The sequence below is a fragment of the Pseudomonas fulva genome, from assembly GCF_023517795.1.
Classification (GTDB): Bacteria; Pseudomonadota; Gammaproteobacteria; order Pseudomonadales; family Pseudomonadaceae; genus Aquipseudomonas; species Aquipseudomonas fulva_D.
Genome location: NZ_CP082928.1, coordinates 5209378 through 5224045 on the forward strand (window position 1 = coordinate 5209378; position 14668 = coordinate 5224045).

The window sequence follows — 14668 nt, forward strand, 5'->3', positions numbered from 1 at the left end:
GAATCCTTACTGACAGCTAATGAGTGAAGCCAGACGATGCAGCGCGGCATCGTCAGCGAGTTGCAGATCCGCGCTGATCGCGGCCAGCCGCGCCTCGGGCAGGGATCGAAGGTTGTTGCGCAGCTTGGCCAGCACATCGGTGGGCACGGCGGCGGTTTCCAGGCGCGTCACGCAGTGGCTGTGGGAGGTGCCATCGGCCATGAACAGGGTGACGCGGTGAAAGCGCCGGTCCGGATCCAGCTCATCGGCCGGCGCACTGGGGTCCGGTACCCGGCGTACCCGGGCGGCCAGCGCGGCGATCCGGATATCGACCGCTTCTTCGCCGTAACGCTCGAGGGAAATGGCGCCGTTGAGCAGCCCATCGGCGATCACGTATTCGAGGCTGAAGCGCGCCTGCACGCCATTGACCGGGGCAGTGATATTGGGTGCGGTGTCGGCGCCCGGCGGGAAGCTCACCTCGATATGCTGCACGGCGTCCAGGTCGGCACCCAGCCGCTCGCGCAGCACGAAGGCCGCTTCCGCGGCGCTATGGGTACCGCCGCAGGTTGGGTAACGCTTGAATTCCAGGCCGGGCGAGATGATTCGCCAGGGTGCGCCCCACCCGGCCAGCAGATCATCAGGGCGTTCGACGCCGTAACCCACGGCGGCCAGGAATGCCTCCAGCACGCCGTGGCGTTGCGCGGCGAAACCGGCGCGGGCCAATTCGACGCTGTTGACCGCACCCCGTGCGGCCAGGCCGGCATGCAGGGCCTTGGCCGCGGAGCCGAACTGGGCGCGCAGGCCCGAAGCCTGGGTGGCGGCCAGGCCAAGGGCGACTTCGCTTTGTTCCTTCGTCAGGCGCAGCAACCGGCACGCGGCGCCGGTGGCCGCGATCACACCCAGCGTCGCGGTGCTGTGCAGCCCGGCGGCGTAATGGCGCGTGCCGATGGCCTTGCCCAGGCGCCCCGCCAGCTCGACGCCGACGATATAGGCGTCGAGAAACGCCTCGACCGCCATCGGCGGCTGGTCTTCGAGCAAGGTCAGCAGCGTCGACAGCACCACGGTGGTCGGGTGGCCGCGAAAGGTCGCATGGTAGTCGTCGAAATCCAGGGCATGGCTCATGTAGCCGAGCTGCAACGCGTGATTTCCCATGCTGCGCGTAGCAGGAAACACCCCACGTAGCGGCGCCAGTCCCGAGTCCCGCACCAGGCCGAGTTGCACCGGCAGCAGGCAGGCGAAATAGTCGATCAGGCCGTCGCGGGCACGCTGACGCTCGTCAGGCCCCGGCTGGCTGTCGAAAAGCGTTGTGGCCAACTGGCCGCTGAGGGATGCGTTCAAAAGACACCTTTAAAGTAAGGCTTTGACCTGTATCAAAAAATTGCGTAATCGAGCATTTTCCTTGTCACCCAAAGCGGCTGCAAATATGAAAAAGGTCTTTGCTTATTTCCAAAGGAAATAACGCTTCTGGTCGTCAGCATGGCTTCATCTGCCTCGCCGTTTGCGGCTGCTCAGCTGGATCCAGGTTGGCGCGTGGTCACTGGGGTGCTCCTCGCCACGCACCCAGGTGTCTACGCCCGCCGCCTGGAGGTAGGGCGCCAGTGCCGGGTTGAGCAGCAGGTGGTCGATCCGCAGCCCGGAGTTGCTCTGCCAGTGGCGACGGAAGTAATCCCAGAAGGTGAACAACTGCTCATCCGGGTGCAGGGTGCGCAACGCGTCCACCCAGCCCTGGTCCAGCAAGCGCCGGAAGCACTCACGGCTTTCCGGCTGCAGCAAGGCATCCTTCAGCCAGGAACGGGTGTTGTAGATGTCGAAGTCGGTCGGCACCACGTTGAAATCGCCGGCCAGCACCACCGGGTGCTCGCTGGCCTGCAGGCTGCGTGCATGCTCGATCAGGTGCTCGAACCACCTGAGCTTGTAATCGAACTTCGGGCCGGGCTGCGGGTTGCCGTTGGGCAGGTACAGGCAGGCCACCACCACGCCAAGTACCGCCGCCTCGATATAGCGCGCCTGGCTGTCCCATTCCGCACCGGGCAGGCCACGGCGAATCTCCAGTGGCTGGGTATCGCGGCCGAGAATCGCCACGCCGTTCCACGACGTCTGCCCCTGATACACCACGCCGTAGCCGGCCGCTTCGATGTCCCGGGCCGGGAACGACTTGTCCGGCGTCTTCAGTTCCTGCAGGCACACCACGTCCGGCTGCTCACGCTCCAGCCAGCTCAGCAGGTTGGGCAGTCGGGCGTTGATGCCATTGATATTGAAGGTGGCGATGCGCAGGCGCTTCATCGGCGGCTCCCAGGGTGATCATCGTAGGCTTGTGACCTGCGCGACCGGCAGCCGGTGCAATTTATGTATTGGCCGGTCGAGGCTATTCGCCGACCGCCATTACCACGCCCCGCCGGATAGCGGCGTAATAGGAGCCTGGTGTTTGCCCTCAAGGAAAATGGCACGCGCATGATGGCCGAACGCGAGACCAACGCGGAACATGCCGGTTCCGTCGTGGTGACGTATTCGGACATCTCACCATAGCTCTGGCTGAAGCCGTCTCGGCGAGCCAGAAGGCCGGATCGGTCAGCTGAACTTCGTAAGATGCTCAGGCGAACGGCAGTTCGACCCGCACCTCCAGGCCGCCGCGGGGGCGATTGCGCAAGGTCAGGCTGCCGCCGTGTTCCAGCACGATGGCCCGGGCGGCGCAAAGTCCCAGGCCAACGCCGCCGGTGTGCTTGTTGCGCGAGCCCTCGATACGGAAGAAGGGTTTGAAGACCTCCTCCTGATACGCCGGGTCGATGCCCGGCCCGCGGTCCAGCACGCGGATGTGCACACCCTCTGCGCGCTGTTCCAGGGTGATGGCCGGCTCGCGGCCATACTTGATGGCGTTGTCGAGCAGGTTGCCGAGCGCGCGCTTGATACCGATCGGCCGGCCGACATAGACCAGCCGCCCGGGAGTCCTCAGCTGCACCTCGACGCCGGCATCCCGGTAGTCGTCGACCAGGGTGTGCAGCAACCCGGCGAGATCGAAGGCGGTCGCCGGTTCCAGGCGGGCGTCATCGCGGAAGAACTCCAGGGCACTGTTGATCATCGCCTGCATCTCGTCCACATCGCGAAACAGCTTGGCCTGTTGCTCCGGGTCGTCGATGAATTCGCCGCGCAAGCGCATGCGCGTCAGCGGCGTGCGCAGGTCGTGGGAAATCGCCGCGAGCATCTGCGTGCGGTCGTGGATGAAGTGCTGCAACTGCGCCTGCATGGCGTTGAAGGCGACGATGGCCTGGCGGATTTCCCGGGGCCCCTCGACGGCGATGGGCGGCGCGCGAAAATCACTGCCGAAGCGCCGGGCGCCGCGGGCGAAGCGCTCCAGGGGAGTGGCCAGGTGACGTGTGGCGATCAGCGCCACGGCAATGGTCGACAGCAGCACCAGGGCAATGACGATCAGGTTGCGCGGCAATGGATCGAGGCCCCAGTTGCGGGTGAATGCCGAGAACTTCAGCCATGAGCCATCGCGCAGTTCGACCAATAGGGCATAGCCTGCCCGTGGGTCGTTGGCCGGCCACTCATCGGGCTCGAACCCCAGGACCCTGGCGTTGGGATTGCCCAGCTGGCTGCGCAGAAATTCTTCGCCGGCGCGAAAATCCGCATCGTCGTCCGGCGCCGGCACCTCGGCTTCCTCGAAGCGGCGCAGCCAGGTGGTGCTGTATATCTCGTTGCTGGCCGACCTGGCGATGGCCGGGCGCTGCTCGAGCGGCGCAGCATCGATGATCCGGCTGATGCTGGCCAGGCTCTCCAGCAGGCCGGTCTGCAGCAGCGGTGGCCGTGCCCATACGCCCGCCAGTTGGCTGAGTGCCCAGGTCAGCAGCAGCGCGGTCAGCATGGCGGCCATGGTGGTCAGGGCGATCCAGCGCGCCACCGTATCGCTGGGGCAGTCGAGCCATCGTAGCGGTTTCATCGTTTCACCAGCACGCTGGGGGTGAACAGGTAGCCGCTGTTGCGCACCGTACGGATCATCGGCAGTGCGCCGACATCGCCTTCCAGCTTGCGGCGCAGGCGGCTGACCTGCACATCGATGCTGCGATCGAAGGCGTCGTGGGCGTCGCCGCGGGTCATGTCCAGCAGTTGCTGGCGACTGAGCACCCGGCGCGGGTGCTCGGCGAACACCAGCAGCAGCTCGAATTCGCCAGCGGACAGCGGAATCATCACCTGGTCCGGCGAGCGCAGTTCGCGGCGCGTGACGTCCAGCTGCCAGCCGGCGAATTCCAGGGTCGGTCGCGGCTTGTCGTTGAGTACGCTTCTGACTTCGCCGGTCCGGCGCAGCACCGCGCGCACCCTGGCCAGCAGCTCACGGGCGTCGAAGGGCTTGCTGAGGTAGTCATCGGCGCCAAGCTCCAGGCCCACCACGCGGTCGCTGAGTTCGCCCATGGCGGTGAGCATGATCACCGCAACCGAGTGTTCGCTGCGCAGGCGCTGACAAAGCACCAGGCCGCTCTCCCCCGGCAGCATCACGTCGAGGATCACCAGGTCGGGCTGCTGGCGCTGCATCGCCTGCCACAGGCTGGTGCCATCGCTGGCCACGTCGACGCGGTAGCCGTGCAGCTCGAGGAATTTCTTCAGGAGGTCGAGGACGTCGAGGTCATCGTCCACCAGCAATAGGTGGTTCACGCGGGGCTCGCTGCAGGCAGTTGTGGAGCGGCTATCTAAAACCATTGGCGCAGGCGCGTCATATATTTCAATTCGGCAATAAAGCGGCGATTTCGCAACAAGGCGGACATCCTCCGGCAAAACCTGCCAGGCAGCATCGGCGCAGTTTCCATCGAGGATCATCCATGCCGACTCCCGCTTTCGCTCGTCACTTCGCCCGTACCCTGTCGCTGGCTGCTGCCGTGAGCCTGGCCGCAGGCTGCGCTAGCCCCACGCCCTCTTCCAGCCAGCTTTGCCAGGGCACCCTGGCCGCGCCCCATGACCCGGCCGAGCCGCTCAACCGTGGCATCTTCGCGTTCAACCGCGGCGTCGACGACTACCTGCTGGCCCCGGTGGCCCGCGGCTATCGGCACCTGCCCGGCTTCGTGCAGGGCGGCGTGCACAACTTCGTCGCCAACTTCGGCGAGCCCAAGGTGTTCATCAACGATCTGCTGCAGGGCAATGGCCGGCGCTCGCTGACCACGGCCGGCCGCTTCGCGCTCAATACCACGGTGGGTGTCGTCGGCCTGATCGACGTGTCCGGACGGCTGGACATCGAACGCCACGAGGCGGACTTCGGCCAGACCTTCGGCGTGTGGAACATCGCCAACGGCCCGATCGTCGAGCTGCCGCTGCTCGGCACCGGCAACCTGCGCGACGCCGGCGGCAAGGTGTTGAGCTTCCTGGTCTCGCCGTTCGGCAGCAACAGCGACACCCTGGAGACCCTGGGCACGGTGGATACCGTCGGCGGCATCGTCGATGGCCGCGCCGAGGCGTTGCCGCTGACCGACGAGCTGAGAAAGCAGCCTGATTACTACCTGGCCCTGCGCGATGCGGTGGCCGAGCGGCGGGCGCATTTCGTTGCCGAGGGCAAGCTTGGAATACAACCGGACCTTTGCGGAGCGATCGATGAGCGCTGAAGGCGTACTGGTATTACACCGGCGAATCAGAACCCCGGATATGACCACCCTGCATTGCCGCGAACTGCAACTGCGCCTCGACGCCGATGGCCGCCACCTGGTGCTCAGCCGCTATACCGAGCTGTATGGCGAGGACCAATCCATCTGGGGTGCCACGCGGGATCACAAGGTGTCGCTGGTCAGCCTGCTGCGCTGGATGGTCAGCCAGCAGAATGGAGCCAGGATCGCGCCGGGAGACAGACCCGGTGACGGCCACCCGACCGCGCAACGGCGGTAAGCATCAGCAACGGCTCCGCTCCTCGGCGTTATCGCGGGGCCTTGGGGCGGATCAGCGGGCAGGTCGAGCAGTACTCCACCGGGTCGCTGGCCTGGTAGTAGAAGCAGCAGGTGCGGCGGAAACGCACCGCCCGGGCGCCGTCGTCGAGCAGGGTCAGCGGCCGGTTGAAGTGCTGCAGCGGGTTGTAGTCGAGGCCGAACAGGCTGCCGGGCGCCTGTTCGGTCAGCCAGCGAAAGTCCTCGGCGCAGCGCTGGCGCATCGCCGTGCATTCGAGCTTGGCCAGGCGCCGCTCGTACAGCGAGTAGACCCGCACCGCGGTGTTTTCCCAGAGGATGCGCCGCGACACGCCCGTGAGCTGATGAAAGCGCTCCCATAGCGGCTGCAGCAAGCCGGCGAACAGCTGACCAGCCACCGCCTCGCGCCAGGCCTCGCGTGCGCCGGGTTCAGGCCGGCTCACGGCCAGGCTGCGCAGCGGCAGCGACGAGGTCCACAGGCAGTCGTCGTGGCCGTACTCGATAAAGGTGTTGTCCAGCGACAGTTCCAGCCCCTTGTCATAGGCCGACATGGCATACAGGCAGGCGCCGGTGAGCAGGAACGACTGGCGCTTGCCCAGCAGCGAGGCGGTGATACGCCGCGATGGCGAGAGAATCACCGGGCCGAGCCTGTCCAGCAGCGCCGTGCAGGTGTCTGCGTCGAGCAGCTCGGCAGCCGGCAGGCTGCGCTCAGTATCCCGCTCGCATTCGCGGCGCAGCCGTAGCGCGCCGCAGAGGCTGGCCCATTCGGCGTCGCTGAAGCTCATCGCGGAATGTCCCGGCCGAAGGGAATGCATAGCGGTGTATGGAAGAACGGGTCGGGGATGATCCGGCAATCCAGGTCGAACACCGTCTTGACCAGCTCTTCGCTGAGGATGTCCGCCGGCTTGCCCTGGGCGTAGGCGGTGCGCTGGTGCACGGCGACCATATGGTCGGCGTAGCGACAGGCCAGGTTGAGGTCGTGCAGCACCATGACGATGGTCTTGCCCTCCTGGCGATTGAGCTCGCGCAGCAGGTCCAGCACCTCGATCTGGTGGGCCAGGTCGAGAAAGGTGGTGGGCTCGTCGAGCAGCACCAACTCGGTTTCCTGGGCCAGAGTCATGGCGATCCAGGCGCGCTGCCGCTGACCGCCGGACAGCGCATCGACCGGCCGTTCGGCCAGCTCGTCGAGGCCGGTGCGGGTCAGTGCGCGGGCCACCACGGCTTCGTCCTCGGCCGACCACTGCTGCATCCAGCTCTGGTACGGGTAGCGCCCCAGGGCGACCAGCTGACGCACGCTGATGCCCTCGGGCGCTACCGGCATCTGCGGCAAGATCGCCAGCTCCCGCGCCACGGCGGCGGTCGGTTTGCGCTGGATGTCGGCGCCGTTGAGGATCACCGTGCCGGCCTGCGGCTTGAGCAGCCGGGCGAAGGATTTCAGCAGCGTGCTCTTGCCGCAGCCGTTGCTGCCGATCAGCACCGTCACCTGGCCGCGCGGCAGTGCCAGGTCGAGGTTGTCGATGATCGGCTGGCGCTGGTAGGCAAGAGTCAGGTTGCGGCTGGCGATGGCGGTCATTTCAGGAGTCCTCACTGCCGCTGCTTGATCAGCAGGTACAGAAAATACGGGGTGCCGAACACGGCGACGAAGATGCCGGCGGGCAAGTCCAGCGGCAGAAACAGGGTGCGCCCGGCCAGGTCGGCGAGTATCACCAGATTGGCACCGACCAGCGCCGCCATGCAGGCCTGGGCGGCGAAACCGATGGGGATCAGCTGGCGAGCGATATGCGGCGCGATCAAGCCGACGAAGGCCATGGCGCCGCCCCAGGCGATGGCCGAGCCGGCCAGGGCCACACTGACGGCAAGAAGCGCTGCGCGCAGCCACTGCACGCGCACGCCGATGCCGCGGGCCAGGCCCTCGTCCAGTTGCTGAACCACCACGTGGCGCGACAGCAGGACCAGAACCGGCAGCAGGCACAGCAGCGCGCCCGCCAGCGCCTTGACCTCTCGCCAGCTCGCGCCGTACACGCTGCCGGTCAGCCACACGTAGGCCGACAAGGTGGTGCTCAGCGGGCTGAACACCAGCATGAAGGTGGTGGCCGCCGCCAGCATGGCCGACACACCGACGCCGATCAGCACCAGCCGCAGCGGTGACGTGCCCTGCTTCCAGGCCAGGCCGTAGACCGCCAGCGCGGCACTGCCGGCGCCGAGCATCGCCGCCAGCGGCAAGCCGCCTATACCCCAAGTCGCCGCGAAGGCCGACAGGTACAGCACCGCCGCCGCACTGGCGCCACTGGACAGCCCAAGCAGATCCGGCGAGGCCAGGGGGTTGCGCACGATGGCCTGCAGGATCAACCCGGACACCGCCAGGGCCCCGCCGATCAGCCCGCCGAGCAGCAGGCGCGGCAGGCGCAGTTGCTCGACGATAAAGCTCAGCCCGGCCCCGCCCTCGCCCATCAGCACGGCAGCGACTCGCTGCGGCGAGAGCATGACCTTGCCCAGGCACAGGCCGAGAACCAGCACGAAAAGGCTGAACAGTACGGCCAGCAGCAGGCGCAGCGCGCCGGTGCCTTCGATTCGCCGCGAGAAACCGCGCCAGCGCAGGATGCGAGGCTTGACAGGCCGTTGAAAAACGTTGGCGAGGCAGCCAGCGCAATACCGAGGGCGGCCCCGCAAAAACAGGCGAGAAAGCGGAGTGTACAAGCTGTACATGAGCATTTTGAGCTTGTTTTTAACGCCGCGCTGGCAACGCAGGTAGGTTTTCGACGGCCTGTTAGGCATTGCGACCTCCACGCCTCGCCAGTGCGATAAAGAACGGCGCGCCGAACAACGCGGTCATCACCCCGACCGGCACTTCGTGGGGCAGGATCAGCACCCGGGCGAGCATATCGGCGACCAGCAACAGCGTGGCGCCGAGCAGCGCGCAACCGGGCAGCATCACCCGGTGGTCGATGCCGACCAGGCGACGCACCATGTGCGGCACGATCAGCCCGATGAAACCGATGCTGCCCGCCAGGGCCACCGCGCTGCCGGCCAGCAGCACCACTAGCACGCCCAGTTTCAGGCGGATCAGGCCGGTGCGCTGGCCCAGGCCGATGGCGATCTGCACGCCGGCATTCAGCACATTGACCTGGGCGCCGAGCAGGCAGGCCACCAGCAGCGCTACCAGTGCACAGATCAGCAGCGGCACGGCGGTGGCTAGGCTGCGCTCGCTGAGCGAGCCGGCCAGCCAGAACAGCACGGTGTCCAGGCCCTGTTGATCGATCACCAGCAACGCCTGGCTGAACGCCGTGAACAGCGCGGTTATCGCCGCCCCGGCAAGCACCATGCGCAATGGGTTGAGCGCGCCCTGCCCGCTGTTGCCCACCGTCCAGACCAGCGCGCCGGCCACGGCGGCGCCTGAGAAGGCGCTCCACAGCCATTGCTCAGGCGCATTCAGGGAGAACAGCGACAGGCTGACGATCAACGCGAAGGTCGCCCCGGCGTTGATGCCGAATAGCCCCGGCGAGGCCAATGGGTTGCGGGTCATGGCCTGCATCAGCGCGCCAGCCACCGCCAGGCTGGCGCCGACCACCACTGCCATCAGGGTGCGCGGCAGCCGGGTGGTGTTGACCAGCAAATGGTCGACGTTAGACGGATCGGCCTGCAGCAAGGCGTCGAACACGCTGTGCGGGCCGATCCAGCTGGGGCCGGTGGACAGGCTCAGCACGCAGCAGGCCAGCAGCACGACTAAGGCGATGATCAGCTTGCCGGGCGCCGTCATGCCGCGGCGTCCGCCAGCAAGCTGCGTTCGATATCGTCGAGAATGCGTGTGGCGCCAAGGATGCCGCCGGAAAATATCCAGGCCACGCCATCCACCCACCACACCTGCCCGGCTTGCGGCGCGGCCATACGCTGCCACAGCGGGTGCCCAGTAATCGCCTGGTAATGGCGCTGAACCGCGGGGCTGTCGGCCCGGCCGAACACGAAGAACACATCGGCGTCGGCCACCGGCAGGCTTTCCCGGCTGCGCAGCTTGATGGACACGCCGCTGGCATCGCGGCTCTGCCGGTTCCACACGAAGCCCAGCTCGGCCAGCACGCTGCCGGCGAAGCTGTCGGGCAGGTAGCTGCGCAGGTGGTCCTCACGCACGTCCAGCACCGACACGCTGAGCGGCCAGCGCGCGCCGAACTTCGCGGCCAGGCGCTCGCGCATCGCGCTGACGCGTGCATCCCAACGCGCCTGCAAGGCCCGCGCCTCGCCACTGCGCGCGGTAGCAGCGCCCATCACGCGCAGGGTATGGCGGAATTCGAATACCTCGTCGAGCATCACCACCGGGCACAGCTGCTCGAGCAGCCCGGCAATCCGATCATGGCGAAAGCGCGAGGCGACGATCAGGTCCGGGCTGAGCAAGGCGATGTCCTCCAGGCTCGGCTGGGTTTCCAGGCCGACATGGGGCACGCCTGCCAAGGCCGAGCGCAGGTAGCGATACATGGGCTTCTCGCTCCACGAATCGACCACGCCGGCCGGCCGAATGCCAAGCGCCACCGCGGTATCGGTGGCGCCCTGAAACAAGGTGATGACGCGCCGCGGCGCAGGCCCGGCATTGACCAGGGGCATTGCACCGGCAGCGAGAACGCCCAGGGACAGGCGCATCAATGTGCGCCTGGAGAGCGCCCCCTTACTACCTTGCAAACTCGATCCCACTCACTGGATCAGAACCCGAGGGTGGCCGACAGCACGAAGGTGCGTGGAGTTGAGATCGTCAAGCCTGGCGAGCTGTCGTCCGAGGCGCCCGCCGAGATCCAGTCCCGGGAGTCGGCGACGTTCTCGACGGTGCCACGCAAGGTGACATCGGTCTCGCTGACCTTGAAGGCGTAGCGCGCACCCAGGTCGTAGCGGGTCCAAGAGCCGATTTCCTTGGTGTTGGCCTGATCCAGATACTGCGAACTGCTATAGATAGCGCGGCCCGTCACGGTCAGGCCCTGAACGCCAGGCAGGTCCCACTCGGCACCGAAGTTTGCATTGAGCTTGGGTGTGGCCGGCGCGCGATTGCCATCGTTGGCACCACCGTTGTTGGTGTCCTTCAGTTCGCTGTCGATATACATCACCCCACCGAGCAGCCTGACGCCGTCAACGGGTTCGCCAAAGACGTTGAGCTCGATACCGTCATTGACGCGTTTGCCGTTGGGACCGAACGTTCCTTCGGTTTGACCCGCCGCGGGCGCCGCAGTCTCGTAAGCCGGCTGTTTGATACGGAAAACCGCCGCGGTAAGGGCAAACCTGCCCATATCGTATTTGGCCCCCGCCTCAGCCTGGCGACTGATAAAGGGCGGGAAAATCTCGTTTTCGTTCTCCGCTGTGCCGGGCGCGATCTTGCCCTGGCTCAGGCCTTCCATGTAGTTGGCGTACAACGAAAGTTGATCGGTCGCCTTGAACAACACGCCCGCCGAAGGCGAGAACTTTTCCTCGTCATAGGCGGTGGGTTGCTTCACGCCATCCGACCAGTCATCGACGACCACTCGCTGCCAACGTGCTCCCAATGTCACCAGCAGGCGATCCTCCATAAAGCCCAGGGTGTCAGAGAGCGCTACCCCGCTGAAGCGGTTCTCTGTGTAATCCCTGGTTGACGGCCTCGTGGGCAAGCCTGGCGCAGGCGTTGGTCGCGTGTTGTAGAGGTTGCTATTTCCACGGGCATAGCGTGTGTCGCCGTTTTCAAAATCCATGGAGAAATAGTCGGCGGCCAAGTTGACCTCATGGCTGACCGATCCTGTGTTAAACCACTTACGCACGCCGGCGTTGATGGTTCGAACATCCTCATCCCTGCTGAACCCCCTCGGGTCAACCGTGAAATCGCCAGCAGCGTTCGTCACCGACACGTTGTGCCGCAGGAAATCATGACGACTCTTACGCGCACCCACAGCGCCATAAACCATCAACGAATCGTCGATATCGTACTCACCGCGCAGCGCACCAAAGGTGTCGCGGGTCTCGGCCTTGCTCCAGGCTTGCGCGTAGTTGTGGCGCACGTCATCGGCCCGCGGCACGGGTGCATTGGCGCCGACCAGCACGCGCTCCTGGGGCGCATCGGTATCGCGCTCGGTATGCCCCAGATCCATCGACAGGCGCAGGCGTTCGTCGCGGAAATCCAGCCCCACCACGGCCATCTCGCGGTTGACCTTCTGGTGATCCCACTCGGTATCACCGGATTGCTTGACGCCGTTGAAGCGGATGCCGAAGCGGTTGTCCTCGCCGAAACGACGACCCACGTCGACCGCCCCACCGACCTGGCTGTCCGAGGCGTAGCTGCCGGTGAACTCGGTGATCGGCTTGTCGGTGGCGCGCTTGGGCACCACGTTGATGCCGCCGCCGACGCTGCCGCGAGGCGAGATGCCGTTGACCAGTTGGGTCGGGCCACGAAGGATATCGACGCGGTCGGCCATTTCCATGTCGATGGAGTACGTCGGCATGATGCCGTACAGCCCACCGTAGGACACATCACTGTTGAACAGGCTGAAACCACGGATGGTGAACTGCTCGAAGCGCCCGCCCGCCGGGTTGGTCGAGCGCACCGCCGGGTCGCTGGCGGTCAGGTCGGCCAGGGTGCGCGACTGGGTATTCTTCACCGCCTCGCTGGTGTAGGTGGTCATGCTCAGGGGCGATTCCATGAAGTCCCGCGAGCCCAGCAGCCCCTGGGAACTGCGCCGCGCGACCTGGCCGCCGGCGTAGCGCTCGCCCTCCAGGCTTTGCGACGGGATGGTTACGCCAGTGATCGCCGTCGGGGCGATTTCCAGGGTCTCGGCGCTATCGGCTGTTGGCGCGATGGTATAGGCCGAATCGCCAACCGGCTGCAGACGCAAGCCGCTGCCCTGGAGCAGGCGAGTGAACCCCTCATCGACGCTGTAGGTACCGGACAGCCCCTGGCTGCTGCGCCCCCTGACCAGCGCCGGATCTACCGACAGGCTTACCCCGGCCTGGCTGGCGAAGCGGCTCAGGGCCTCACCGAGGCTGCTGCTCGGCACGCTGTAGCTGCGCTCGGCGGTTTGTGCCCCGGCGCTCAGCGGCGCGATGCTGCCCAGCCCGAGCATCAGGCTCAGGCAGACGGTGGAGTAGGAAATCGAAGACACCAGACGAGGCCGATAACGTGTCAGGGGTGGCATGGCAGACGCTCTCTTTTTGATTCACTACCTCCCATGACAGGTGAGTGAAAAAAAAGGGACAGGCTTCAGGCAGTTTTTTCGCGCGGCACCAGAGTGACCCAGTAACGGGTGCGCTTGTGCACCTCGACAGGCAGGCTGGCAGCCAGCAGGTCGAGGATCTGGTCGGTGTCGGCGAGGCGGAAACTGCCGGTCACCCGCAGGGTTTCCAGGGCCGGCGACCAGCGCAGAATGCCGGGCCGGTAACGGTCCAGCTCACGCAGGAAATCGCCCAGGGGCTGGTCGTTGGCCATCAGCACACCGTCACGCCAGCCAGGCGCACCAGGGTCGAAGATCTGGGTGGACTGGATGCGCCCAGCGCGCAGTGTGGCCCGCTGCCCCCGCTGCAGAACCTGTGTCTCATGAGTACTTGCCTGCAGTTGCACCGAACCCGCCAGCACCGAGAACCGGCAGCTATCGCCCTGCTGATGCACGCAGATCTCTCCAGCCACAAGCGTCGCCCTGCCCTGGCCGGTCTCGATAACGAATGGCGAGCTGCCAGCGACACGCAGGGCCACTTCGCCCCGCAACAAGGTCAGGCGACGCCCACCGGCGTCGAGGTTCAGCGCGGAATCGGTATTGATGTCCAGCACGCTGCCATCGGCCAGTGTCAGCCGCTGCCGCTCACCCACACGGGTGGCCAGGTCGGCGCGCCAGGCATCGATAGGCAGTTCACGGCTGACCAGCCAGGCCGCCGGTGCCAGCGCGGCGAACCCCAGCATGCCTTTGAGCAGGCGCCGCCGGCCCTGGTCAGGGCGGTCGAGGCTGGCCATCGCCAACTCGGCAGGCAATGCGCCAAAGCGCGAACGCAAGGCCTGGATCTTCTGCCAGGCATGCTCGTGACTGGCGTGCACGTCACGCCAGCGCTGCAGCGCCAGGTGGTCCTGCTCGCTGGCCGCACCGGACTCGATCAACGCCAGCCAACGTGCCGCCGAGCGCGCCACCCGCCGGGTGTCTTCGCTGATCTCGCGGTTCAGCACAGCTCGACCAGCAGGCAGTGCTCGTAGGCCTGCGCCATATAGCGCTTGACGCTGCGCTCGGAGACCTCGAGGCGCTCGGCGATCTCGCGGTAACCGAGCCCTTCGAGCTGGCTGAGCAGGAATGCTCGACGCACCACCTGGGGCAAGCCGTCGAGCAGTTCGTCCAGGGCCTGCAAGGTTTCCAGCACCAGCCACCGCTCTTCCGGTGATGGCGCACAGGCTTCCGGCAGTTGCGCCAGCGCCTCCACATAGGCCTGCTCCAGGCTGCGGCGCTTGTACAGGTTGATCAGCAGGCGCTTGCCGATGGTTTTCAGGTAGGCACGCGGTTCCTGCAGCTCGCTGATCGCCTGGGAACCGGCCAGCACGCGCATGAAGGCATCCTGGCTGAGATCGGCGGCATCCCAGCCATTGCCCATACGGCGGCTCAGCCACTGCTCCAGCCAGCTGCGATGCTCCCGGTACAGATCGTCGAACGCGCGTTCACTCGATACAGCCACACCACCCATGCCAACACCCGTTACGAAAGATCAATAACGAGATCGATTCTAATTAACAACTATACCGAAAGGTAGCCTTGCACTCGGAATTACCGGGGGCTGCAGGCCGGCCTGCAGTGCCGAGGAAGCTGGAGCAAATGCAAAATATTTGGCAAGCGTGACCGCCG

At 65.9% G+C, this 14668-nt stretch carries 14 protein-coding genes; 2 read left to right on the forward strand and 12 right to left on the reverse strand.

Annotation, left to right across the window (positions count from 1 at the left end):
- Positions 1-6 precede the first annotated feature (6 nt).
- The 4 genes from K8U54_RS24055 to K8U54_RS24070 all read right to left on the reverse strand — a co-directional run bounded on the left by K8U54_RS24055 (position 7) and on the right by K8U54_RS24070 (position 4626).
- Positions 7-1317 (reverse strand): MmgE/PrpD family protein, encoded by a 1311-nt coding sequence (locus K8U54_RS24055; protein ID WP_249908151.1) that lies wholly within the window; start codon positions 1315-1317, stop codon positions 7-9.
- 144 nt (positions 1318-1461) lie between these two features.
- The gene (gene xth, locus K8U54_RS24060) at positions 1462-2262 is read right to left on the reverse strand and encodes an exodeoxyribonuclease III (RefSeq protein WP_249908152.1); all 801 of its coding nucleotides are present in this window, start codon (positions 2260-2262) and stop codon (positions 1462-1464) included.
- Between the two features lie 307 nt (positions 2263-2569).
- Positions 2570-3916, reverse strand: coding sequence for an ATP-binding protein (locus K8U54_RS24065; protein WP_249908153.1), 1347 nt, complete (start codon positions 3914-3916; stop codon positions 2570-2572).
- On the reverse strand, positions 3913-4626 hold the full coding sequence (locus K8U54_RS24070; protein ID WP_249908154.1) for a response regulator: 714 nt from the start codon (positions 4624-4626) through the stop codon (positions 3913-3915). Before K8U54_RS24070 ends, K8U54_RS24065 begins: the two co-directional genes overlap by 4 nt.
- A 164-nt stretch (positions 4627-4790) precedes the next feature.
- Between K8U54_RS24070 and K8U54_RS24075 the strand changes: the two genes are divergently transcribed.
- On the forward strand, positions 4791-5564 hold the full coding sequence (locus tag K8U54_RS24075; protein ID WP_249908155.1) for an MlaA family lipoprotein: 774 nt from the start codon (positions 4791-4793) through the stop codon (positions 5562-5564).
- Between the two features lie 40 nt (positions 5565-5604).
- Positions 5605-5841 (forward strand): hypothetical protein, encoded by a 237-nt coding sequence (locus K8U54_RS24080; protein ID WP_349654558.1) that lies wholly within the window; start codon positions 5605-5607, stop codon positions 5839-5841.
- Positions 5842-5869: 28 nt separating this feature from the next.
- Here the strand turns inward: K8U54_RS24080 and K8U54_RS24085 are convergent, their stop codons facing one another.
- The 8 genes from K8U54_RS24085 to K8U54_RS24120 form a co-directional block, all read right to left on the reverse strand.
- The gene (locus K8U54_RS24085) at positions 5870-6640 is read right to left on the reverse strand and encodes an IucA/IucC family C-terminal-domain containing protein (protein ID WP_249908157.1); all 771 of its coding nucleotides are present in this window, start codon (positions 6638-6640) and stop codon (positions 5870-5872) included.
- A complete protein-coding gene (locus tag K8U54_RS24090) occupies positions 6637-7428 on the reverse strand; it encodes an ABC transporter ATP-binding protein (RefSeq protein WP_013791471.1) in 792 nt (263 codons plus the stop codon). The genes K8U54_RS24085 and K8U54_RS24090 overlap by 4 nt, the downstream gene beginning before the upstream one ends.
- Before the next feature lie 11 nt (positions 7429-7439).
- The gene (locus tag K8U54_RS24095) at positions 7440-8408 is read right to left on the reverse strand and encodes a FecCD family ABC transporter permease (protein WP_434060046.1); all 969 of its coding nucleotides are present in this window, start codon (positions 8406-8408) and stop codon (positions 7440-7442) included.
- 214 nt (positions 8409-8622) lie between these two features.
- Entirely contained in the window at positions 8623-9612 is a 990-nt protein-coding gene (locus K8U54_RS24100; RefSeq protein ID WP_249908158.1) for a FecCD family ABC transporter permease, read from the reverse strand.
- Positions 9609-10484: an ABC transporter substrate-binding protein gene (locus K8U54_RS24105; RefSeq protein WP_249908159.1), complete on the reverse strand. Its 876-nt coding sequence runs from the start codon at positions 10482-10484 to the stop codon at positions 9609-9611. Before K8U54_RS24105 ends, K8U54_RS24100 begins: the two co-directional genes overlap by 4 nt.
- Before the next feature lie 59 nt (positions 10485-10543).
- Positions 10544-12988, reverse strand: coding sequence for a TonB-dependent receptor (locus K8U54_RS24110; protein ID WP_249908160.1), 2445 nt, complete (start codon positions 12986-12988; stop codon positions 10544-10546).
- Positions 12989-13053: 65 nt separating this feature from the next.
- Positions 13054-14004, reverse strand: a complete 951-nt coding sequence (locus K8U54_RS24115) for a FecR domain-containing protein (RefSeq protein ID WP_249908161.1) — start codon at positions 14002-14004, stop codon at positions 13054-13056.
- Entirely contained in the window at positions 13998-14510 is a 513-nt protein-coding gene (locus K8U54_RS24120; protein WP_249908162.1) for a sigma-70 family RNA polymerase sigma factor, read from the reverse strand. Before K8U54_RS24120 ends, K8U54_RS24115 begins: the two co-directional genes overlap by 7 nt.
- Between the last annotated feature and the right edge of the window lie 158 nt (positions 14511-14668).

Excerpts from the sequence above, each read along its gene's own strand:
- K8U54_RS24105 (WP_249908159.1), bottom strand. The coding sequence starts at position 10,484 with ATGCGCCTGTCCCTGGGCGTTCTCGCTGCCGGTGCAATGCCCCTGGTC.
- xth (WP_249908152.1), bottom strand. The coding sequence starts at position 2,262 with ATGAAGCGCCTGCGCATCGCCACCTTCAATATCAATGGCATCAACGCC.
- K8U54_RS24065 (WP_249908153.1), bottom strand. The coding sequence starts at position 3,916 with ATGAAACCGCTACGATGGCTCGACTGCCCCAGCGATACGGTGGCGCGC.
- K8U54_RS24120 (WP_249908162.1), bottom strand. The coding sequence starts at position 14,510 with ATGGGTGGTGTGGCTGTATCGAGTGAACGCGCGTTCGACGATCTGTAC.
- K8U54_RS24085 (WP_249908157.1), bottom strand. The coding sequence starts at position 6,640 with ATGAGCTTCAGCGACGCCGAATGGGCCAGCCTCTGCGGCGCGCTACGG.
- K8U54_RS24100 (WP_249908158.1), bottom strand. The coding sequence starts at position 9,612 with ATGACGGCGCCCGGCAAGCTGATCATCGCCTTAGTCGTGCTGCTGGCC.
- K8U54_RS24090 (WP_013791471.1), bottom strand. The coding sequence starts at position 7,428 with ATGACCGCCATCGCCAGCCGCAACCTGACTCTTGCCTACCAGCGCCAG.
- K8U54_RS24110 (WP_249908160.1), bottom strand. The coding sequence starts at position 12,988 with ATGCCACCCCTGACACGTTATCGGCCTCGTCTGGTGTCTTCGATTTCC.
- K8U54_RS24080 (WP_349654558.1), top strand. The coding sequence starts at position 5,605 with ATGACCACCCTGCATTGCCGCGAACTGCAACTGCGCCTCGACGCCGAT.
- K8U54_RS24075 (WP_249908155.1), top strand. The coding sequence starts at position 4,791 with ATGCCGACTCCCGCTTTCGCTCGTCACTTCGCCCGTACCCTGTCGCTG.